This is a genomic window from Armatimonadota bacterium (assembly GCA_013314775.1).
Lineage (GTDB): Bacteria > Armatimonadota > Zipacnadia > Zipacnadales > JABUFB01 > JABUFB01.
Genome location: JABUFB010000010.1, coordinates 425,038 through 445,983, shown reverse-complemented (window position 1 = coordinate 445,983; position 20,946 = coordinate 425,038). Strand labels below are relative to the sequence as shown.

15 protein-coding genes are annotated in these 20,946 nt (G+C 64.7%); 8 read left to right on the top strand and 7 right to left on the bottom strand.

The window, feature by feature from the left end:
• Window positions 1-225: 225 nt before the first annotated feature.
• Window positions 226-3,705: a carbohydrate binding domain-containing protein gene (locus HPY44_14575; GenBank protein ID NSW57236.1), complete on the top strand. Its 3,480-nt coding sequence runs from the start codon at window positions 226-228 to the stop codon at window positions 3,703-3,705.
• 101 nt (window positions 3,706-3,806) lie between these two features.
• Here the strand turns inward: HPY44_14575 and rpsT are convergent, their stop codons facing one another.
• Window positions 3,807-4,079 (bottom strand): 30S ribosomal protein S20, encoded by a 273-nt coding sequence (gene rpsT / locus HPY44_14570; protein NSW57235.1) that lies wholly within the window; start codon window positions 4,077-4,079, stop codon window positions 3,807-3,809.
• Between the two features lie 249 nt (window positions 4,080-4,328).
• On the opposite strand from rpsT, the gene HPY44_14565 reads away from it, so the two are divergent.
• The 4 genes from HPY44_14565 (at window position 4,329) to HPY44_14550 (ending at window position 9,755) form a co-directional block, all read left to right on the top strand.
• A complete protein-coding gene (locus tag HPY44_14565) occupies window positions 4,329-6,317 on the top strand; it encodes an alpha-L-fucosidase (GenBank protein NSW57234.1) in 1,989 nt (662 codons plus the stop codon).
• Between the two features lie 311 nt (window positions 6,318-6,628).
• Entirely contained in the window at window positions 6,629-7,621 is a 993-nt protein-coding gene (locus HPY44_14560) for a zinc-binding dehydrogenase (GenBank protein ID NSW57233.1), read from the top strand.
• A gap of 23 nt (window positions 7,622-7,644) precedes the next feature.
• Window positions 7,645-8,628 (top strand): FAD-dependent oxidoreductase, encoded by a 984-nt coding sequence (locus HPY44_14555; GenBank protein ID NSW57232.1) that lies wholly within the window; start codon window positions 7,645-7,647, stop codon window positions 8,626-8,628.
• A complete protein-coding gene (locus HPY44_14550) occupies window positions 8,625-9,755 on the top strand; it encodes an N-acetylneuraminate synthase family protein (protein ID NSW57231.1) in 1,131 nt (376 codons plus the stop codon). Before HPY44_14555 ends, HPY44_14550 begins: the two co-directional genes overlap by 4 nt.
• An 82-nt stretch (window positions 9,756-9,837) precedes the next feature.
• Here the strand turns inward: HPY44_14550 and HPY44_14545 are convergent, their stop codons facing one another.
• The 3 genes from HPY44_14545 to HPY44_14535 all read right to left on the bottom strand — a co-directional run bounded on the left by HPY44_14545 (window position 9,838) and on the right by HPY44_14535 (window position 13,545).
• Window positions 9,838-11,475, bottom strand: coding sequence for a cobalamin B12-binding domain-containing protein (locus HPY44_14545; GenBank protein NSW57230.1), 1,638 nt, complete (start codon window positions 11,473-11,475; stop codon window positions 9,838-9,840).
• Entirely contained in the window at window positions 11,465-12,580 is a 1,116-nt protein-coding gene (locus tag HPY44_14540) for an NAD/NADP octopine/nopaline dehydrogenase family protein (GenBank protein ID NSW57229.1), read from the bottom strand. Before HPY44_14540 ends, HPY44_14545 begins: the two co-directional genes overlap by 11 nt.
• A gap of 137 nt (window positions 12,581-12,717) precedes the next feature.
• The gene (locus HPY44_14535) at window positions 12,718-13,545 is read right to left on the bottom strand and encodes a sugar phosphate isomerase/epimerase (GenBank protein ID NSW57228.1); all 828 of its coding nucleotides are present in this window, start codon (window positions 13,543-13,545) and stop codon (window positions 12,718-12,720) included.
• Window positions 13,546-13,732: 187 nt separating this feature from the next.
• On the opposite strand from HPY44_14535, the gene HPY44_14530 reads away from it, so the two are divergent.
• The 3 genes from HPY44_14530 (at window position 13,733) to HPY44_14520 (ending at window position 17,919) form a co-directional block, all read left to right on the top strand.
• A complete protein-coding gene (locus HPY44_14530) occupies window positions 13,733-14,821 on the top strand; it encodes a hypothetical protein (GenBank protein ID NSW57227.1) in 1,089 nt (362 codons plus the stop codon).
• Window positions 14,822-15,082: 261 nt separating this feature from the next.
• Window positions 15,083-16,720: a thiamine pyrophosphate-binding protein gene (locus HPY44_14525; GenBank protein NSW57226.1), complete on the top strand. Its 1,638-nt coding sequence runs from the start codon at window positions 15,083-15,085 to the stop codon at window positions 16,718-16,720.
• A 152-nt stretch (window positions 16,721-16,872) separates the two neighbouring features.
• Entirely contained in the window at window positions 16,873-17,919 is a 1,047-nt protein-coding gene (locus tag HPY44_14520; GenBank protein ID NSW57225.1) for a Gfo/Idh/MocA family oxidoreductase, read from the top strand.
• A gap of 120 nt (window positions 17,920-18,039) precedes the next feature.
• Here the strand turns inward: HPY44_14520 and prmA are convergent, their stop codons facing one another.
• Genes prmA through HPY44_14505 form a run of 3 tightly spaced genes read right to left on the bottom strand, consistent with a single transcriptional unit; the run spans window position 18,040 to window position 20,929 of the window.
• A complete protein-coding gene (gene prmA / locus HPY44_14515) occupies window positions 18,040-18,936 on the bottom strand; it encodes a 50S ribosomal protein L11 methyltransferase (protein ID NSW57224.1) in 897 nt (298 codons plus the stop codon).
• A gap of 35 nt (window positions 18,937-18,971) precedes the next feature.
• Complete coding sequence (locus HPY44_14510) at window positions 18,972-20,204, bottom strand: hypothetical protein (protein NSW57223.1); 1,233 nt, start codon at window positions 20,202-20,204, stop codon at window positions 18,972-18,974.
• Window positions 20,201-20,929 (bottom strand): hypothetical protein, encoded by a 729-nt coding sequence (locus HPY44_14505; protein ID NSW57222.1) that lies wholly within the window; start codon window positions 20,927-20,929, stop codon window positions 20,201-20,203. The genes HPY44_14510 and HPY44_14505 overlap by 4 nt, the downstream gene beginning before the upstream one ends.
• Window positions 20,930-20,946: the final 17 nt, after the last annotated feature.

Here is a 20,946-nt window from a genome sequence, read left to right as displayed (position 1 = left end):
CTGTGCTCACGGAGCTACCCCCTCGGAGATTGGTTTTGGGTGACAACCTACCGTTCTCCGAACAAAGGGTAGCTCCCTGCGTTCTCAGCGAAATTCACGCCCCGGCATTAGACTTTGGTACGGACTCCACTCTCCAGGCAGGAAAGACGCGGAGGCGCGGTCAATCTGCCCGCATGAGAGCAAATTGCGGTCGGGGATCGGAAAACCGGCTGGGAGGTACAAGGAATGTTGAGACATTGTCTCATGGTTGCGCCTTGCCTGTTCACCCTCGCCGTGCCCGCTGTGGGGCAGGACCAAATTCTCGTGTCCCTGGACGCCTGGGCGGACCTGGACGGTGTCGTTCATGTGCGCTGGATCACCGCTCAAGGCGACCCCGCCAAGTGTTCCGTGGAATACGGCCCCACCCCGGAACTGGGCATGACCGTGGAAGAAGATCCGTCGTCGCTCAGGGGCGGCACGAACAGCTCGGACCCCGGCACCGGTTGGGCCAACAACCACCGCGCGGACATTGAAGGCATCGAGAGCTGGCCCGTGCAGCTGCGTGTAGTCGGAGAGACCCGTGGGGGCAAGAGCTTTGTTTCGGATACAGTGACGGTGGACAGACCGGAACCTCCCGCAACCCGGCCCGACGCCGCCCGGATCCCTGTGCGCCTGCATCCGGGGGACTGGAAGCTTCCGCGGATACCGTACACCCTCGGCGTGCCATTCGCCCGAGGGGAACTGGGTGATCCGGCGCGGGTACGGGTGCTGGTGGACGGTGAGGAGATCGCGTCGCAGGCGGTTGCGGTCACCCGCTGGCGGTCGGACCAGAGCGTCAAATGGCTGCGGGTGGACTTCCTTGCCCCGGCAGACCAGAGCGAGGCGGTGCTGGAGTACGGCGCCTCCGTGACGCGGCAGGATTACGGTCCAGACATCGTGCCCTTCGGCATGAGCGCCCTGCCCCTGCCAGTATTCGTGCGCCTGGTGGACAGCGAGGGCAAGGTCTACCAGGACGAAGTCGACGAGCAGGCCCTGGAGGAAGTCGGGCCGGTGAAGTCCGTCCTGCGTATCGAGGGGCATCATGTGGCCGAGGATGGCGCGCGCCTTTGGGCGTACACGATGCGCTTTCACGTCTGGGAGGGTCTGGGCTGCACGCGGGTGGATTACACCGTGGAGAACGACAACACGCGGCAGGAGTTCACCGCCATCCAGTCCCTCGAGCTGGGACTGCGGGGAGCCGGGAGCGAAGCGGTGACAGTGGGCGAGGGCGAGGCATCCGTGACCCTCGAAGAGGGCGAGCGGGTTCTTCAGCGCGAGGACTTCGAATGGATCACCGAACCCGCCGGCGACAAAGGCAAGCGGATCGAAGGCGCACTCGCTCTCGGTGGCGGCGACCGGGCGCTCTTGCGGAGCTTCTGGGAGCAGTGGCCTGCGTCCGTGGAACTGCGTGGAGGCATCGCTCACTTCGGCCTTTGCCCTCGACTGCCTGAAGGCTTCTACGCGGGACGCAAGGATGAAGACAAACTGTACTATCACATCCGCGACGGCCTGCACACCGTCCGCCAGGGCTTCAGCAAGACCTGGGAGCTATGGCTGTGCCGGGAGAATGCGGAAGCGGCGGAGTCGCTCCTCGGCGAGCGCCCGGTGGCGTCCGTGCCGCCACAATGGGTGGAAGATTCCCGCGCTCTGCAGGGGCTTGCGGTGTCTACCCGGGACCAGTTCCCAGGCTATGACGAGTCACTGGAAACCGGTATCCGCCGGTTCCTCGAGCAGCGCGATGCCTCCCGCGAGTATGGCATGATGAATTTCGGTGACTGGCATGGGGAGCGCACCTGGAACTGGGGCAACCTGGAGTACGATCTGGGCCACGGATTCCTGACGCAGTTTGCGCGCACCGGAACGCCGGAATTCTGGCGCCGGGCGGAAGAAGCCGTGCGTCATCAGCGCGACGTCGATACGCGGCACCATGCTGACGACCCGCGCCGCGTGGGGCAGCAATGGACCCACAGTATCGGGCACACTGCAGGGTATTACCCGCCCGAGTACAAGGGCATGAAGGTGTACGCATCGCCCGGCTGGTCCGACAACCGCGGGCATGTGTGGTGCCAGGGGATGTTCGAGCACTATCTGATGGGTGGCGACCGAAGGTCGTATGAAACCGCGCGGTTGATCGCCGACAACTATGGGGGGCCGGGCACCACCAACTATACGTTCTACAACGCGCGCGAGCCCGGGTGGGTCGGCAAGATGCAGATGGCCGCGTTTCTGGCCACTGAAGACCCGTACTACCTGAATGCCGCGCGGATCATTCTTGAAGCGGTGCATGCGAAATCGCTGGAAACGGGCGACCACGGGTTCCATTACCACAAGCTGCCCAATGGCCACTGTGACTGCCCGGAGGACCAGAAGCATTACGGTGAAGCCGGATTCATGCTGGGCGTGCAGATGACGGCGCAGAAGATGTACTACGACGAGACCGGCGACGAGACCATCGCACAGGACATCGTGAAGACCGCGCGGTTCATCATGGAGACCATGTGGGTGCCGGAGGCTCTGGGTTTCCGGTACACATCCTGCCCCAACACCAGCGCGGGACCGGGTCGGGCGTGGATTCAGATGCAAGGCATGGCCTTCGCGGCGCGGCACGCCCAGGACGAAGCGCTTGCCGAAGTCTGCCGCAAGTCCATGGCCGCAGGGTGGAGCAGCCTTCCCACCGGCGGCAAGAGCGCGGGATATACCCTGTGCGCGTCGGCTCAGGCGTTGCACGAACTGGGACAGATGCCAGGGCCGCTCTTCCGCGAGTACCTGGAGCGCATCGACAAGGCGCTTCGCAGCCCGGCGCGCAGGCAGCTGCCTACGCTGGTGCCGAATCCGGACTTCGAGGAGAACATCGCCGGGTGGCCGTCACGGGGTTGGAAAGTCGAGCAGAGCCTGGATGAGCGGCATTCGGGACGGGCCAGCCTGCGCATATTCGGGACTGTGGCGAACCAGAACGAGTACGTGAACACCAGTTACGACACGGGCGGGTCTTCCTACGAAATCATGTGGCTCAAGCCGGGCACGAAATACCGACTGAACGCGTGGCTGAAGGTAAACAGCATATCCGAGGGCGCGCCGGGTCCGTCCATGCGCATCCAGTTCAGGGACGCATCAGGATCGCGCGGTTCTGCCACGACCAATGCCTACGACCTGGCGCAGAGCGGAACGTGGCAGAGGCTCACGGTAGACTTCGAGACGCCGGCCTACAACGACCGGAACTACTTGGCCCTCAACACCCGGACGAAGGACTCTGTCACGGTGGACATGTATCTTGACGATGTCAGCATTGTCCCGGTGGACCTGGCGGACGACACCGGTAGCTATACCTATATGCGGCTGGCAGTCGGGGCAGCGGGACTATCCGGCGGCGCGAGGCTCGTGGCTCACCCCGACCTGCCGGGAGTCCAGGCACTCCAGGGCCCCGGAACTGCCGGGTGGAACGTGGAGGTCTCGGATGCGGGCACATATTGCGTGTGGGTGAAGATGCTGGGGCCGGGTGAAATCCCGCCCGTGCGTATCAGCCGGGATCCGGTCACGAGGCCCGCGACGTCTGCGGAGGCCACGTGGGTCAATGTTGGCCCGGTGCAACTGCCCACGGGCGAAATCAGAGTGGAGATTGGGGAGCTTCCCGGGGCCGGGGTCATCGGTGGACTGCTTCTGACCACAGACCCCTCAAGCGGTCTGTAAGCCGATCCGAGACGGGCAAGAGCAAACGCCGGCGCCTCGAAACAAGGGCGCCGGCGTGTCGTGTCGGCGGTGGGTTGCGTGGACCGCTGTCAGAATGACTGCTACCCGGAAGACATTAGGGAGGCGACGCGCTTCATCATCCGGGACTTGCGGCGGGCAGCCATGTTCTTGTGGATCGCGTTGACTTTCGCGCACTTGTCGATGGCTTTCTGGGCTGCGGGGATCGCAGCAGCCAGGGCATCCGCGTCGTTCGCACGGGCGGCATCGAGAACCTTGCGGATGGCAAGGCGCATGGCTTTCTTTTTCGCACGGTTGCGCTCAGTGCGGACCTGCGCCTGGCGGAGTCTCTTCCTCATGGACGGTAGCTGTGGCATCAAGAATCTCCGGTGTCGGTAGTTTATCTGGCCCACGCAAGACACGACGTCGCCGGCGTCACTCCGCCGACGACATGCGTAGAGGGCATTCGTCCTTGGGCGAGCGATACATATACCACAATTGCCCCCCGAAAGCAAGCGCGAATCGGCGATTCAGCGGGGTCTGGGGCCACGCGAAGGTCCCGTTGCCGAGACCAGCGAACTTCCTGACCGCATCCCGATCATCCGCCGTCAACGGAGGCCATTTCCGTGAGTGAGCGAAAGCGAAACTGGCATGAGGACGTGTTCTACGGCATCCATTACGACCTGCACGCACGGGAGACGGACACCAATCTCGGCGCGGAACTCACCCCGGAACATCTGGAGGAGCGCCTGCGCCGGGTGGGTCCGGACTGGATTCAATGTGACTGCAAGGGCCATGCGGGCTGGACGAGTTGGCCCACCGAGGTCGGCTCAACATCGCCCGGTGTGGTGAAAGACGCGCTGCGCATCCATCGCGACGTCACTCGCAAGCTGGGGATCCGCCTTGGCATGCACTATTCGGGGGTTTGGGACACCCGTGCAATCGAGTTGCACCCTGAGTGGGGGCGCGTGAACGCCGATGGCAGTCGCGATCCCAACAATACGTGCCCGCTCAGCGGCTATCGGCGCGAGTTGATGATACCGCAGATGCTGGAACTGATCGAGAAGTACGATGTGGATGGTTTCTGGGTAGACGGTGAAAACTGGGCGTCGGCGCCGTGCTACTGCGACGATTGCATCCAGGAGTTTTCCAGACGAACCGGGATCACCGAGATCCCCCGTGAGCCGGGGCAGGCCAACTGGGACGACTGGCTGCGCTTCCACCGCGATCTGTTCGTGGAGCATGTCACCGAATATGCCGATGCTTGCCACTCAGTGAAGCCGGACTGCTGTGTCTGCAGCAACTGGATGTACACCATCCGGCAGCCGGATCCTGTGAGGGCCCCCGTGGACTACCTGAGCGGCGACTACACCTGGATCTGGGGAGCGGACCGGGCGGCGCTCGAAGGCCGCATTCTCGACGCGCGAGGGATCACCTGGGACCTCATGGCTTGGGACTTCTGCAAGGCCGGCGAGATGCGGGGGGAGCAGCCGTGGACTGTGAAGACTGCGGAGCATCTGAAGCAGGAGGTGGCCGAAGTTGTGGCTCTTGGCGGCGCGGTGATGCTCTACGAGAAGCCGGAGCGCTCCGGCTGGCTGGTTGGCTGGAGGCATGAGATCCTCGCCGAAGTCGCCCAATTCTGCCGTGAACGTCAGGCAGCGGCCTTCAAGACACAGACCCTCCCACAAGCCGCAATCCTGCACCTCGCGGACACCTACTACCGCCACAATGCTCCGCTGTTCAACTACGCGGCTGCCGTGGACCCGATTGAGGGCAGCCTGCAGGCGCTGCTGGAGACCGGGCGGTCTACCGATATCCTCACCGAAGAGATCGCACTGGAGCGCGGTTGTGACTACAGGCTTCTCGTTGCGCCCGAGCAGGACGGCCTGAGCGCCCAGATGGTCGCCTTCCTGGAAGCCTTTGCAGAAAGCGGAGGGCATGTCATTCTGTCCGGCGGGCATCTGAGCCGTGAGACGCCGGGGCTGGTGGGGTGCACGCCGCGGGAAGTCGGCGAACCGGCCAACCTCGACCCCGACACCGGCCCGTGCTACTTGGAAGTGAACGGTCGCACGGTGGGCGTCTACGGAGACTGGCAGGCGGTTGAGCCCGGGGCGGATACTGTTGCGGTGGCGTACAAGCTGGCGAACGAGGAACCGGCGAAGGATACCACGGATGCAGTGATCGTCACCCGCAGGAGCGTGGGCAAGGGGACCATCACCGCAATCCACGGCCCGATCTTCCGCAACTACTTTGCCGGTCATTACCCGTGGCTGCGGGATTTCATCGCCAATATCGTCTCGGACCTGGGGATCGACTGGGCGGCGGAGATCGATGCGCCCGCGCAGGTTGAGCTGGTCCTGAGGAGACGGCCGGGGCAGATCGTGGCGAACCTGCTGAACCGGGGAGCGGGGGAAATGCTCATGCCCCGCCGGGTGATTGTCGACTACCTGCCGCCGGTGCCGGATGTGGGTCTGCGGGTGAAGTTGGCGCAGGAACCAAAGTCGGTGACGGTGGTGCCTGCGGGCGACCGATTCGAGTGGTCCTGGGCGGACGGAGTGCTGACGGTGACCCTGGATCAGGTTCATATCCACAGCGTAGTGGTCATCGAGGAGTGATGTCCTGGGCAGGCTTAGGGCCGTTGCGCTGTGGACAAGCCCGGGTAATGGGCGCCAAGGAGGCTCTCGATGTCCCTGGGGAAACCGACCATCGATACCCCTCCACGTGACGCTATCCGAATGACACGCCCCGATCTCTCACAACCGTGCAGGGGCGCAGATTACCCGGGGATAGATAGAGGGCTAGCGGGGGGGTGCACAAACGGTTCCTTCCGGTTGCTCGACGGGAGGAGTCTGGGCCACAGTGCGGAATTGCCCAGGTGCCGGACTTCGGGCCGTATGGCCTTTCATCAGTAAAGGAGCAGTCAGCCATGCGCGCGCTACACATACTGGGCAACGGAAAAGTGCAAATCGATGAGTACCCGGTGCCCGTTCCCAACGAGAATCAAGTGCTGGTCAAGGTCACAGCCAGCGGGGTCTGCGGCAGCGAGATGGGCGCAGTGCGCGGGGAGAAGGGCATGGAAATGAACGCGGGACATGAGGTGGCGGGGATCATTGCCGACCCCAACGGCCACGCACAGTGGGAAGAGGGGGACCGCGTCGGCGTGTTCACTCTCCAGGGCTGCGGCAAGTGCCGATGGTGCCGGATCGGCAAGGACACTTTCTGCAGCGAGGTGGGCACGCCCAGCTCCACCCACGCGGAGTACTGTGTCTCCAAGGCCGCGAGCATGGTGAAACTGGATGATGACGTGAGCAATCCGGTAGCGGTCTTGCTCTGCGGGGACGGTCTCGGGGTGCCCTACGGGGCCACGATGCGTTCTGGTCTCGAGCCCGGAGACATCACCTGCGTGTTCGGCTGCGGCCCGGTGGGTCTGGGTATGGTACTCGTGCAGGCTTTCCTGGGGGCGAAGGTGATTGCGGTCGAGCCCAGCAAGGCTCGGAGGGATCTTGCCATGAAGATGGGCGCCTGGCAGACCATCGATCCGGCCGCGACGGATGACATGGTGGGCCTGCTCAAGGACATGACCGACGGGTGGGGCCCGGACAAGGTCTACGAGTGCGCGGGCAGGCAAGACACTCTTGACGTGGCGATGGATGCCACGAAGCCCGAGGGGATCATCGTCTGCGTGGGTCACGGGAAGCAGAGCATCGACCCGCAGAGGCTCATCATCAAGCGCAATATGCGAATGATGGGCAACTGGGTGGCGCACCCGGCGTGGTATGACGACATGCTCTGCATGTACCAGAGCGGGCTGGATGTGGACCGGCTGATCACTGGCATCTACCCACCCGAACAGGCGCAGGCGGCGTATGACGGGATGATCGACCAGACTGCGGGGAAGGTAATCCTGACCTGGGAATGACGCTCAAGGGACGGTGATGAGCGATGGCCGAGACTGAAGCGAACTGCGACCTGTGCGTCATTGGCGCCGGGCCCGCCGGGCTGACCGCGGCCCTCTACGCCTCCCGCGCGGGGTTGAACACGGTGGTGGTCAGCCCCACCGAGCTGTCGGGGATGGCTGCCCAGGCGCCTGTCGTGGCCAACTTTCCGGGACAGGCGGAGCCGATCCAGGGACGCGACCTCGTTGAGCTGATTCGCCGCCAGGCCGTTGCCGCCGGTGCCCGCCACGTCATCGCGTCTGTGGCCGGCGTGGACTTCAGCGGCGAAGTGAAGCTCGTGTACGCCGGGCGCGAAGTCCTTGCCGCACACGAGGTGATCGTGGCCACCGGCGCCATGGCTCCCGCTGGCAGGCTACCGGGCGAGGAAGAGTACCAGGGGCGCGGGGTCTGCTACTGCACCGCGTGCGACGGGCCATTCTACAGCGGCGAGAATGTGCTGGTGGTTGGAGACGACGACCAGGCGGTGGAAGAGGCGCTGAACATGTCAACTATCGCCAGTTCGGTGCACCTCGTGACCGGAATGCCCGAGGTTCGCGTGGACCCGGAACTGCTCGCTGCCCTGGAGTCCGCCGAAAACATATCAGTGCGCTGTGGGATGAAGATCCAGGAAATCCTCGGCGATGACGACCAGGTCATCGGCGCACGGTTCACTGGGGACCAGAACGAGCATGTGCTCGAAGCGTCGGGAATCTTCCTTTATCTGCGCGGCGCCGCGCCCGCGACAGAGTTCCTGATGGACGCCCTCGAGACGGACGCCAAGGGGTTCATCATCACGGACGACCTGTGCCGGACCGCAGTGTCGGGCGTGTACGCGGCCGGTGACGTGCGCAGCAAACAGGTGCGCCAGATGGTGGTCGCGGCGGCGGAGGGGGCGACCGCTGCGCTCGCGGCGGAAAGCCACCTCAGGCGCCGGGCATCCGTGCGCCTGGACCGTGGCAATCCGGGGGCAAAGTCAGGAGCGACGGAATGAAAGCGACGACCATCGAGGTGCGCGACAGGCGCATCGGATACGGGGAATCGATTTTCTTGACCGCGGAGGTCGGCTGCTCGCATCTGGGCAGTGCGGAGAAGATGGAATTGCTCCTGCGTGCTGCGGCGGAGGCTGGATGCGACGGCGTGGACACCTTCCTGTGGGATCCCGAGGAGTTCTACTGGGACGGCGTACCAGGCACGGAGCGATACGACCTGTACAAGAAGCTGTCTCTCCAGCGGGGCGAGTGGGAGGATATGCACCGCCTCGCGGTGGACTTGGGGATTATCCTGTACCACACGCCGCTGGACCCGGTGAGCCTGGAGCTTGCCGTCTCGCTGGGCACGCCGATGCTGAACCTGAACTCGGATGACATGCAGAACCCGATCATGCTGGACTTGGCGGGGAAGACCGGGCTGCCCGTGACGTTTCACGACATCGGGGCCTCTCTCGGGGAGGCCGAGGCGGCCGTGAACCGGCTGCAGCAGGCCGGCGCGCAGGGGCCCATTGTCCTGCATTCCACCCTGGAATCCGGCGATACGGATGAGGCGTATGCTTGCGCGAATCTGCGGGTCATCAACACCTACCGGGCGGCATTCGACCGCATTGGGGCTGTGGTGGGTTGCGTGGAGCACACCACCAGCAAGCATCTCATCTACGCGGTGGCGGCGATGGACCCGGTGCTCATCAGCAAGCACCTCAACGTGGACGAAAACCCGGACACCCCGGATGCGTCGATCTCCGTGGATGTTGAGAGCGTGCGGGACATGGTCCGCAAGGTGCGGCAGGTGGAAGAGGCGCTGGGTGAAGGCGTGAACTCCGTGGTGGTGAACAGCGACGGGAAGATGCCCGCCGGAGCGCTGGCGCGGCGCAAGAGCGTAGTCTCGGCGAGGGCCATCGCGGCGGGCGAGTTGGTCACACGGGAGCACCTCGCGGTGAAACGCGAGTCGGTGCCGGGATCCCTCCATCCGTGGATGCTCCACTACATTGTGGGCGCCACCGCCCGCGAGAACATCCCCGCGAACACCCTCCTGAACCTGGGAATGTTCCGGGACTTCGCCGCAGTGGACTGGCGGCCCGAGGATATCCGCAAGCGTCGCTTCGGAACAGCAAAGAACATCGTCTGATCCGCATCGGGCGCTACTGCGTCCGGCGGAGCCGAAGCAGTGCTGTTGCGGATCAGCGACTCCATGCCTCTCTCCGTTCCCGTCAGTCTGGGTGGGCGGCTCTCAGGCGTTGCAGGCGCTCCCGCTCGGACAGGACCTGGCCTGTGTCGAGGTCAACGGCCCGAATCGCCCCCTCCACCGGCGCGGTTGCCAATTGCCCCGCCGCCCACGGGTTCCCGCACAGGTGCGGAGCGTCCAGGTAGCCCAGTTTGATGGCATGGGCGAGGGTCGCCGGGTCACACAACGGATCGGCACAGGACGGCAGTTCGCGCAGTGCGTCCAGAAGCAGGTTCGCCTCCGCCACCAGTTCCTCTTTGCGCGCCACCACCCGCGGGTCGAGGCGCATGTCGGGCATGTCGGTGAGCGCTTGCCGGAACACCCCGCGCACGATGGCGCAGCTTTCCACGATGTCCTCCACCCGCGCTGCGTGGTCGCCCTCGCAGAAGCCGACCACATGCACAATGTGTGGCCGCAACTGGAGCTGCAGAACGGTGGACGCGGAAAGCTGGCCTTTGGCCACGTTGGGGTCGGCCGAGAAGCACAGCAGCCCCGCGCGGGTCTGGTGGATGACCCGGAAGTCCTCGCCGCGGAGGCTTTCGATGAGTTCCACCTTGGCCAGCATCTTCGCCAGGTCCATTATCGGCGAGGTCGAGGCGGGGGAGTTGAACATGTACTGGGAAACGTAGGTGCGAACGCCCACGGACTTGCATGCGTACGCGCCCAGGAACGCGGCGACCACAGCGATAGTGTCGTGGGCATCCCGCATGGACCAGTGATGGGCTTCGTTGCACTCCACCGGCTTGTCGCGGTCGGCGTACCATCGCATGGCCTGGATGTTCTCGGCGATCGAGACCGCCGGCGGCCGGTCCGAACGGGCATCCAGCGTGTTATACCAACAGAGCGGGATGGCGCCCCAGGCATTGTCGATGGTCTCCACGTGCACCTGGGCCCAGCGGATCAGGTCGCGCGTGCCGCTGTAGCAGCGCACCAGCGGGTAATTGCCGCAGCGCGATGCCTCGTAGATCGCACGCAGGTCCTCGGGCTTCCGCAGGGGCACGCCGCCTGCGCCGGACAGTTCAGGCTTCATCTGCTCCGGGCGGAAGAAATGCTCCTGGGCGTTCTGGTCGGGTCCAATGGAGATCACATCCACCGCGCGGGCCTCGGCGATGCGTCGCGCACCCTCGACCGTTGCTTCCACCGTCGGCTGCCCGTAATGGTGGCGCAGAATCGGCGCCGGATAGCTCCTGTCAACACGGTCCAGCAGTGTTGTGCCGAAGTCCTCGGGGGATATCTTGCGTCCCTCGCCTCGCAGGATCGCGACGATCTCGTCCGGAGACTGGTCGCCCGCGAAAACGGCCTCGAAGATCCCGGCCCTGCGCCCGGCCTCGGCGACGGGTGGGGTCCCGCCAAGCAGGTAGCGCGGGCCAGAGAGCCCCCGATCGGCAGCTTTGCGCTTCAGCTCATCGAAGAGCTTCGTCGCGACTTCCGGGGTCAGACGGTAGCTCACCGCGACGATGTCTGGCTTGCGTTCAGCCACCGCGTCCAGCAGCACATCCACCGAGACCGCGGGCCCCAGGAACGTGGTGTCATAGCCTGCGCTGCGCGCGAGACGCAGGAAGTTGAGCGCGCCGGCAACGTGCACACAGTTGCCCAGTGAAGCGGCAAGGATCTCAGGCATCAGAAAACTCCTCCTCATTCACCAGTCTGAGAAGCTCGCGCACTGACAGTCCCTCTATGCCCATGGTTTCGACGGTGCGGCCCTCTTGCCAGAAGTCCCGTCCGATCAGCAGCGAGCACAGATGCACGACCGCTCGCATGGTGGGCGTCTGAACGCCGTACTGCTCGCCAATGGAGATCATCGGGATCAGGCTGCACGGGACATCCTCAAGAATGTACCGGTGCATGAGCGATTGCGGGGCCATGATTCCTTTGTAACCGGGGTTCGCGTGGATGGCCTCGTTCAGGTCGCGTCCCGCTGCATCATAGGCGGTGTAAAGCCAGGTGCGGACACGCATGGCGCCTATGCCCATGGCTTCGGCCACGCGGATGCGCTCATTGTCCATCTCCTCAAGATATGCGGCCACCGAGGGAGTGACGCCCTGCAGGTAGTACTCGAAATCCCCGTGGGTGTCCTCGATGCGCGCCGAGTTGACCAGCATCACCGCAGGGTGAAACATGACGGCGACATTGTCCATGCTGGTTCGCAGGACGTTGGTCGCGGGCACAAACTGGGGGTAGGCGTGGCGCAGGGCGGCCACGACTTCGCACGTCCGGAAGCCGGGCAATGCGGCCACGGGCACGCTGTTCTTGACCGCGAAGATCTTGGCCTGCGCGGGGCCTACGGCGCGGCTGGCGTAGATGAATGTCTGGGTCTCGGCGATGAGCGGGAGCTTCCTGCAGCCCGCTTCCCGCAGCACATGGGCGAATTCCAGCGCGCCGCCGGTGCGTCCGGGATTGAGCACAACGATCTGGGCTTCCTGGACACAGGATGCAATGCTCTTGGCGACCTCCCTGTGACCGGTGGCGGGGAGGACCACCATGAGCACATCGCAGCCCGGCACCACCTCCGAGCAATCAGTGCTGACCGCCCCGAGCTTGCCGAAGCCCGCCTCAACGGTGCTGTGCTCCGGGGTCTGGAGTTCGATGCCTCCCACCTGCCGGATGGGGCCGAGACGGGCATCCGACCGATTCCACAGGTTGACTTCGAACCCCTTGAGCGACAGATGGGCAGCCATCGCCGTGCCGCCGTGACCGGCTCCGAGCACGCAGAATCTGGGCTTCTCCATGGTGCGTGATCACACCCCTTCATTCAGGTTCATTGCAGGTGGCCGGGCGAGTGGGAAGTTTTCCTGGGACCAGGAAGCGGGGTCGAATGCGGCCGCCCCGCAAAGCGCGAGGCGGCCGGCATAGTACCCGAAAGCGGCTACTTCAGTGCGGCGAGGGCCTCGGCGCGGTACCGGCGCATCACTTCCGCCTCGTGAGGCAGGCACTCGTCGGCCGGAAGGAAGTTGATCCATTCGCCGGACAGGCAGCCCTTGTACCCGATGGTCGCCAGGAGCTTGAAGGCCTCGTCGTGCGGAATCTGGCCCTCGCCCATCAGCGCGAGTTGCCAGCCGTTGGGCCCGCCGTCGGGGCCGGGAACGCCGTCGTGGACATGGCAATGGCGCACGTGGTCCTTGACCGCTTCGAAAGCCTCGGCGATGGTGTCCCCCACGCGGAACGGGTGCATGATGTCCCAGTTCACCGCGGCGAAGGGGTGGTTCGCCAGGTTGATCACGTCCATCAGGTCCGCGCTCTTGCAGTAGCCGTCGTGGGTCTCCATGCAGACGTAGACGCCCGCCTTCTGCCCGTGCTCCGCACACTCGCGCAACGCCTCGGCAACATACTTCTTCACATCAGCAAGATCCGCGCCCTCGGGGGTGCCACCACCGAAGACTCGGATGGTGGGGCAGCCCAGGTCGTGGGCAAGGTCCACGTACTTCTTCGTGAGCTCCACACTCTCGCGCCGCTTCTCGGCATCGGCCATGGAGTAGGTGCGCGAGGTGGCGATGCACCCGCAGGCCACGCCGGTGTCGGCGAAAGAGGCCTTGATCTGTGCACGCTCCTTCTTGGTTGTCTCCAGCTCGACGCCGTGTCTGTGGCTCGCCTCGGCTCTGGGCTCCACCGCATCGTAACCATACTTGATGGCGGCGGTCAGCACTTCGGTCAGTGTTGCCTCAGGGCAACTGAACGTCATGAAGCTGAGTTGCATGAATTCGCGGTCCTTCCTTGTCGTCTTCCTGCGCCGCCGGACGGCGGTTGGCCGTCAGTCCCCTCGCGCCTTGCCCGCATTGTACCACAAGATGCGCCGGTTCGTCAGGGCATCGGGTGCACTCCGGGGCAGGTCAAGCGGGATTCCGGGCGAAACCTGCCCCATCTTCTCGGGAGGATCACATTCCATGACCGGTCGCGAGATCGCCTATGCTACGTTGTCGCGAGAGGACGTCCCGTACCCCTGCATGACCTCGGGCTTTGTCACCAATTCCGCTTACTACACGCGGGTGACCGGGCGCGATTACTGGGCCGACCCGCAGGGCGTCTTCGTGGAGTTCGTGAAGACGGTGGGCGCCAATCTCATCATCCAGTGGTACTTTCCGGGTGAGGCCCAGCGGAAGCTGGAATGTGGCGAGATCATTCACGAGACCCGCCAGCATGAGCAGGCGGGGTTCCGCACTCCAGAAGACGTGCTGGCCTCCCTGCGCGACCTGCCGGATGATGACGCCGTGCGCGCGGGCTTCGATGTGGACCGCGCGGCGCAAGATTACAAGGCGGGCATCGCAGCGCACCAGCAACTGCTTGGTGAGTCCGCGCTGGTCATCGGACATTTCGGCCAAGCCGATTTCATGGGCGGCTACAACCGGTGGGGTTATGAGAACTACCTGGCCGCGGCGGCGCTGGAGCCAGAGACGATGCGGCGGTTCTACCACTGCTCGGCGCTGCACGGGCGCATGCTGAATGAAGCCATCGTCGTGGCCTGTCGCGAATACGGCGTGCCGCCGTTCACCTACACCGGGCAGGACATCTGCGGCGCCAACGGCCCGCTCATGTCGCCGGCCATGCTTCGGCAGATCTACTTCCCCGAGCTGAAGTGGTGTCTGGAGCCCCTCGTCGACGCGGGCATCGACATCATCTGGCATTGCGACGGGAACATCATGCCGATCCTGGACGATCTGCTGGACCTGGGGATCACCGGCCTGCAGGGCTTTGAGGAGGAGCACGGGGTGGGCTACGCGGAGATGGTGAAGCTGAAAGACCCACACGGGCGACCGATGATCATCATCGGCTGCGTCTCGGTGACTTCCACACTGCCCCACGGCACGGTGGATGATGTCCGAGCTGCCGTGGAGCGGTCCTTCACGCTGGCTGGGAAGGGCAGAGGCTTCGTGCTCTCACCGACCAGTTCCATCCTGCCCGAGACGCCATTGGAGAACATTGATGCACTATTCCAGCACGGGTACGAATTCGGGCGGAGGTTCCTGGGAGGGTAGGGGAGAGATCGCGCCGTACCCGTCATTTCCGGATCGAAGCGAACGGTCGGTGGCACAGCCGTCCCCGCCTGGGCGCCGCTGCTCCCAGCGGGGCCGAAGCAGTGCGGTTGCGTGTCAGCACACAATGCGGGGCGTGGCGCAGCAGCCGTCAAAGGCCGCTGCGGGCGCCGACCGTGTACTGAAGGACTCTTCTCATCAGGCATCGAAACGCAGACCGGGCGGCCGGACAACACTGCATCACACCTGGAGACGCGCGATACCATGAACGGAGCCGAACTGTTGGTTCAGATACTCAAGGACCACGAGGTCGAACACGTGGCCCTGCTGTGCGGGAATGGCCAGAACGGATTCATGCAGGCGTGCATGGACATGGGCGTGCGGCTTGTGGACGTGCGCAACGAGCAAGCCGCGGCGTATATCGCCGACACTTTCGGCGCGATGACCGGGAAGCTCGGCGTGGTTGCCGTGAGCGCCGGCCCCGGCCACACCAACGCCATCACAGGCTTGGCCAACGCCTGGTGGGATGGCAGGCCGATGCTCCTGCTGAGCGGGTGTTCGGAAGCGTCTACCCGCGGCCTGGGGCACTTCCAGGAGCTCGACCAGGTCGCCCTGGTGACCTCAGTATGCAAGTACGCGCGGCTCGTGGAGCGCGTGGATCAGCTTGAGCACGAGGCAAACAAGGCAATTCAGATCGCCCTTAGCGGCAGGCCCGGCCCTGTGCACCTGACCATCACCGGCGACGTGTTCGCAGCGCAGGCTCCCGCGCCGCCTATGGTCTCGAAGCGCCCGCATCTGAGCAGGGCGACCCCTGTCTCGGCGCCCGATCCCTCCGCGCTGATGCGGGCCTGCGAATTGCTGGGCAATGCCAGGCGCCCTGTGGTCATCGCGGGGAGTGGCTGCTACTACTCGGGTGCGGGCGAGGCCATGAGGGCATTCGTGAGCGAGGCCGATATCCCCGTCTTCTCGCTCATGTGGGACCGTTGCTGCATCGATCAGGCCTGGCCGCAGTATGTGGGCCCGACCACCGCCGAGTGCAATGGTGGGTTCCCGAAAGTGGCCGAAGCGGACGTGATCCTCATGCTGGGTGGCCGCGTCGACTTCCGCATGGGATACGGGAGACCGCCCGTCTGCGCGCCGGATGCACGATTCATCCGCGTGGACATCGACCCTACGGAACTGCATCGCGGCCCGGCGGATGTGGCGATTCTCGCCGATCCCGCCTCCTTCTGCGGCGCTCTCGTATCGTCGGGCAGCTGTATTGGCTCCCACACTGAGTGGCTCGCGGAGGTGCAGCAGGCCCGGGCGGCGTTCGTGGCCAAGTGGGACGACCGCCTGTGCGAGCTGGAGACGCCTGTGCCTGCGATGTGCGTGGTCAGGGCCATCAAGCCCTTCCTCGAACGGGACATCACATTTCTCCTCGATGGCGGCAACATCGGCCGCTGGGCTCACATGATGCTCTGGGATCGCCACCCGCAGTTCTGGCAAACTTGCGGCCTTAGCGGCGTCGTGGGTTGGGGCATCCCCGGTGCGATCGGCGCGAAACTGGCGCGACCCGACCATCCCGTGCTTCTGCTGAGTGGCGACGGATCGGCTGGCTTCACGCTGGCCGACATAGAGACCGCCCTGCGCCATGGCACGCCGTATGTCGCGGTTGTCGCCAGCGACGCGGCATGGGGGATTGTGGCCGAGTGCTACGACGAATCGTGCCGCTGCGGAAGCGCGCTTGGCGAAATCCGGTTCGATCGCGTGGCACAGGCCCTGGGCGCCCGCGGCGTGTACATCGAGCACGGCTCCGAGCTATCACCGGCGATTGAGGAGGGGCTGGCGCTGGACACGGTAACGGTGATTCACGTGCCCATCAAGCTGGGCGGCATCGACTACTGGGACCGGCGGCTGTGAGCAGCTCGTCGCATTGCATACCGCGCGGCTTGCGAGCGGGCACCGTGCGGTGAAATGGGTCCCCACAGGGCCGCAGCACTACGAAACACCAGAGCATGTTCCGCGTCCAGAACTGGGGCGCGCATATTGCCGTATGCATTGGAGGACCGCACATGGCCGGCAAGCTGAGAGTCGGGTTCGTGGGGACCGGGGGAATTGCGACAGGCGCGCACCTGCCGGGATATCAGGCGCTGGATGCGGTGGAGGTCGTCGCCGCCGCGGACGTCAGCCCGGACAGCCTCAAGCGCTTCTCGGAGAAGGCGGGTGTCCCGGAGCAGAACTGCTTCGCGGACTACCGCGAGATGCTGGACAAGGTGGACCTGGACATTGTCACGGTCTGCACGCCCAACTCGTGGCATTACCAGCCGACGGTAGATGCCTTCGCGAAAGGTTGCCACGTGCTGGTGGAAAAGCCTGTGGGCATCAGCGCCGACCAATGCCGGGGGATGATCGAGGCAGGGAAGAAGGCGGGCAAACTGTTCATGGTGGGCCAGACGCTGCGCTTCACCAGGGGCGCGGCGCAAATGAAGCAATGGGTGGACAAGAAGGAGCTGGGCGACATCTACTTCGGCCGGGCCCAGTATCTGCGGGTGCGCGGCGTTCCCGGACGCCTTGGCTTCGTCAGCCGCGAGCTCTCCGAGGGTGGGCCGATCTATGACATCGGTGTGCACGTCCTCGACCTGACCCTCTGGCTCATGGGCTTCCCGGAACCCGTCTCGGTCTCTGCGGGCGTGTACAACAAGCTCGCCAGCAAGAAGTCGAAGCTCATGCCTTTCGCGCCGGAGCAGTACACGGTGCCAGAAGACGCCGCCTTCGCGTTGATTCGCTTCGAGACTGGGGCCACCGTGATCCTGGAATGCAGCTGGGCGTTGAATCTTGTGGCGGGTGCCCACAACGTAGTGCTCTGCGGCGACAAAGGCGGGTGCCAACTTGAGCCGACCGCGATGGTCCGCGAGCGCGACGGCGTGCTGGAGCATGTGACCAATGATATCTTCCAGTACCCGGATCGCGCGGGACACGTTGAGGAAATTCGGCAGTTCGTGGATGCCATTCTGCGGAAAAAGCCGTCGCCGGTTCCGGGCGAGCAGGCTCTGATTACCCAACGGATTCTGGACGCTATCTACAAGAGCGGCGAGAAGGGGAGGGAAGTCGAGGTGTAAAGGCGCGGCTGTCTGACGCGCGCGCAACAGTCACCGTGGGGAACGGGTGCCACTGCCTGGCGAGACTAGTGCTTCCGCTGGAAGCGCGGCATGCCGGTCACGGCGTGGCACCCGGCGGCATCACTCTTCGCCCGGACGCCTGCCAAGGACACTGTACCAATCGCTCTGGGTCCGGGTATCCACGACGTGGAAACCTGCCTCTTGCATGCCCTCCCGCACGCTCTCCGCGAACTGCTCCGTGAAACCGGTGGTGATGTAGTACCCGCCGGGACGAAGCGCGGCGAAGGCCTGTCCGGCGATGTCCCGCACGGCAGGTGCGGTGATGTTGGCGAGCACCAGGTCATACGGTCCCGGGGGAGCGACGTCGATGCCGCCGTGGAGGATAGTGACCTGATCATCCAGTCCCATCAGGCGCGCATTGTCGCGGGTCACGTCCACCGCAACGATGTCCGTGTCCACCGCCACGGCGTTGCCGGCCCCGAGTCTGACTGCTGCGAAGGCGAGTATCCCGCAGCCGCATCCCACGTCGAGGACGCGGTCCCCCGGCTGCACGAGGTCCTCCAGCGCGCACAAGGCCAGCTGGGTGGTCTCGTGCGTTCCCGTCCCGAAAGCCATGCCGGGATCGAGTTCAATCACGACGTCTGTGGGGCGCGCGGCCTCCGGCGCGTCCTCGGGGGGCCAAGGCTCCCAGGATGGTTTGACCACCAGATTGCGGCCGATGCGCAGCGGGTGGTAGTAGGTTTTCCAGGTCTCCGCCCAGTCCTCATCGCGGACTGTTCTCCGCCCAATCTGCAGGCGCGTCCCACCGGTAAGAAAGGTGGGGATGTCCATGAGCCGGGCCTGGAGGGTACCCGCAATGCGCTCCAGTTCGGGCGTCTGCGGAAGATACACGGCGACGCGCTTCGCGGCTCCGGCGTCTTCAACCGCGGGGCCCGCGCCAGTGACTTCCAGCATGACGGCGACAACGGCCTCGCTGGCCGGGGATGGGCAGGTTGTAGAAAGCTCGATCCAGTCCAATGTACAGCTCCTGTCATGGGCGTTTTGTCGACTGGCTATTCCCAGACCCCGAGTTCCGAGAGCTTTTCCGCCACCTCTGCGACCTGCTCCGGGCCGTCAGCAAGCATCAGGGCGAAAGGCATCTCCACGGTCTCGCCGACAATGGTTCGCACCTTCTGGGGTGACGTGTACAACAGCATCGTTCCGAAACGCGACTGCCCGAATACCAGCGGCGAGATCCAGCCGATGCCCCGCTTCGTCTTGTCCGTCGGCGGCAGGTACACCCACCCGACAGTCCCCAGGTCGCTGTAGGTCATGGTCCAATCGGCAGCGCCGTTCGCGGTAACATAGCCCTCGCCAGGCAACCAGCCCCAGAAGCAGTAGACTTCGCCGTCCGCGATCTCATTGACCAGGCGGCTGCGAACCAGCAGGCAGGGCAGATCTCGGCGCAGTTCCAGGTCATACTCGTAGCGGCCGGGTTTCTCCACTAGCGTGCCATCATGCTCGCCGAACTTCGTGGTCAGGCGGCAGACCTTGCGGTTCGGCTCATCAACGAGCATCTCAACACTCGTGATCTCCCGCGGATAAAGCCACGTGCCGGCAATCTGGCCGGTCACGTATGCCTCCGGCCCACCCGCACCGATGGTGATGGGCAGCCGTGGGCCGGGGCCCACGCGGAACTCGGAGTCCAGTGACGACAGCACCACGCCCTGGTTGTCCGGGGCTATGTGCACACCGAAAACCGAGACGCGGACCGGCATGCGCAAGGTGTTTCCCAGGGGCGCGCGGTCGGGAACGGTCAGCAGCCCCTCGTGCTTGCCTGGGCCAAGCTCAGGCAGCGCGAACCGCAGCACCGCATTGCGCACGGGATCTGCGGAGGCCGCCGGTGCGGCAGATAGCCTCGCCTCCCCCAGTGAAAGACTGGCTCGCGCCAGGTCGATGGGATTAGCAGCGTCCACGACGCCAACCGAAAGTTCAGCAGGGTGGCCGTCGGAAACCCCGAGATCAATGACTTCGCCCACGTCGAGGCCCTGGTCATCCAACTGTGCCGCGGTGACCAGCGGCGGCTCATTGTCGTCCAGGGTCATCCACTCGGGCTTGTCCAATACAAGCCTTGTGCGGCCACCGGGAGTGCCGGGGGGCTCGATGTTCACCACGAGCCTGCCGTCGACCACTCCGGATCGGACCCGCTCCCATTTGCCGTCGGCGGCTTGGATGAAAGAGTCCGCCCGCACCGGGGCGATGCAGGCCAGGACGGCGATCAGCACGCCCAGACGGGTCCTGATCATGGCCTCCGGCGCACCTCCTGCATGAGCGTCGGGTCATCCGTGAGAATGCCATCGATGCCCCAGCTGATGTACTGCCGCATATCCTGCTCGGTGTTCGCGTAGAAAACGTTGGCTGTCATACCTGCGGCGTGTACCGCCTCGCAGAACTCCGGAGACATCATCTCGCGGCCAGGCTGCAAGATGTTGAACCCCGCGAGCCGTGAGCGCCGGATGTATTCGGCGCCGTCCTGACACATGGGCAACCAGCAGCACGGGGTGTCCGGGGCGATTCTCCGTACGCGGACCAGGGATTCCAGGTAGTCGTGCACCACGTGGGCGCGACCTGCCAGGTTTAGGTCCGCAAACTCACCCATGAACCGATCCTCGAAGCCCCGGTTGCCTTTTGTGTCCGTGGTCTTCAAGTGGATATTCAGCCAGATCGGTGACGGTAGAGCCTCCACCGCTTCTGCAAACGTGGGCACTTTCTGCCCGGCGAAGTCCGGGGAGAACTTGATGCCGGCGTCCAGAGCCTTGATCTGCGCCAGGGACATCAGGGCGATCTCGCCGGTGCCGTCGGTGCAGCGGTCCACGGTGGGGTCATGCATGACCACCAGTTCGCCGTCGGCGGTCATGTGTACGTCAAACTCCACCATCTCCACCCCGAGTTTTGCGGCCAGTTCGAAAGCGGCGACGGTGGATTCGGGGGCGTGTGTCGGGTCTCCACGGTGTGCGCAGGTGATTGCCATGAAGTGAGCCTCGCAAT

What these genes read in the sequence shown, in the direction of transcription:
- HPY44_14575 (NSW57236.1), top strand. Translation starts at nt 226, where the DNA reads ATGTTGAGACATTGTCTCATGGTTGCGCCTTGCCTGTTCACCCTCGCC.
- rpsT (NSW57235.1), bottom strand. Translation starts at nt 4,079, where the DNA reads ATGCCACAGCTACCGTCCATGAGGAAGAGACTCCGCCAGGCGCAGGTC.
- HPY44_14560 (NSW57233.1), top strand. Translation starts at nt 6,629, where the DNA reads ATGCGCGCGCTACACATACTGGGCAACGGAAAAGTGCAAATCGATGAG.
- HPY44_14555 (NSW57232.1), top strand. Translation starts at nt 7,645, where the DNA reads ATGGCCGAGACTGAAGCGAACTGCGACCTGTGCGTCATTGGCGCCGGG.
- HPY44_14550 (NSW57231.1), top strand. Translation starts at nt 8,625, where the DNA reads ATGAAAGCGACGACCATCGAGGTGCGCGACAGGCGCATCGGATACGGG.
- HPY44_14540 (NSW57229.1), bottom strand. Translation starts at nt 12,580, where the DNA reads ATGGAGAAGCCCAGATTCTGCGTGCTCGGAGCCGGTCACGGCGGCACG.
- HPY44_14535 (NSW57228.1), bottom strand. Translation starts at nt 13,545, where the DNA reads ATGCAACTCAGCTTCATGACGTTCAGTTGCCCTGAGGCAACACTGACC.
- HPY44_14530 (NSW57227.1), top strand. Translation starts at nt 13,733, where the DNA reads ATGACCGGTCGCGAGATCGCCTATGCTACGTTGTCGCGAGAGGACGTC.
- HPY44_14525 (NSW57226.1), top strand. Translation starts at nt 15,083, where the DNA reads ATGAACGGAGCCGAACTGTTGGTTCAGATACTCAAGGACCACGAGGTC.
- HPY44_14520 (NSW57225.1), top strand. Translation starts at nt 16,873, where the DNA reads ATGGCCGGCAAGCTGAGAGTCGGGTTCGTGGGGACCGGGGGAATTGCG.
- HPY44_14510 (NSW57223.1), bottom strand. Translation starts at nt 20,204, where the DNA reads ATGATCAGGACCCGTCTGGGCGTGCTGATCGCCGTCCTGGCCTGCATC.
- HPY44_14505 (NSW57222.1), bottom strand. Translation starts at nt 20,929, where the DNA reads ATGGCAATCACCTGCGCACACCGTGGAGACCCGACACACGCCCCCGAA.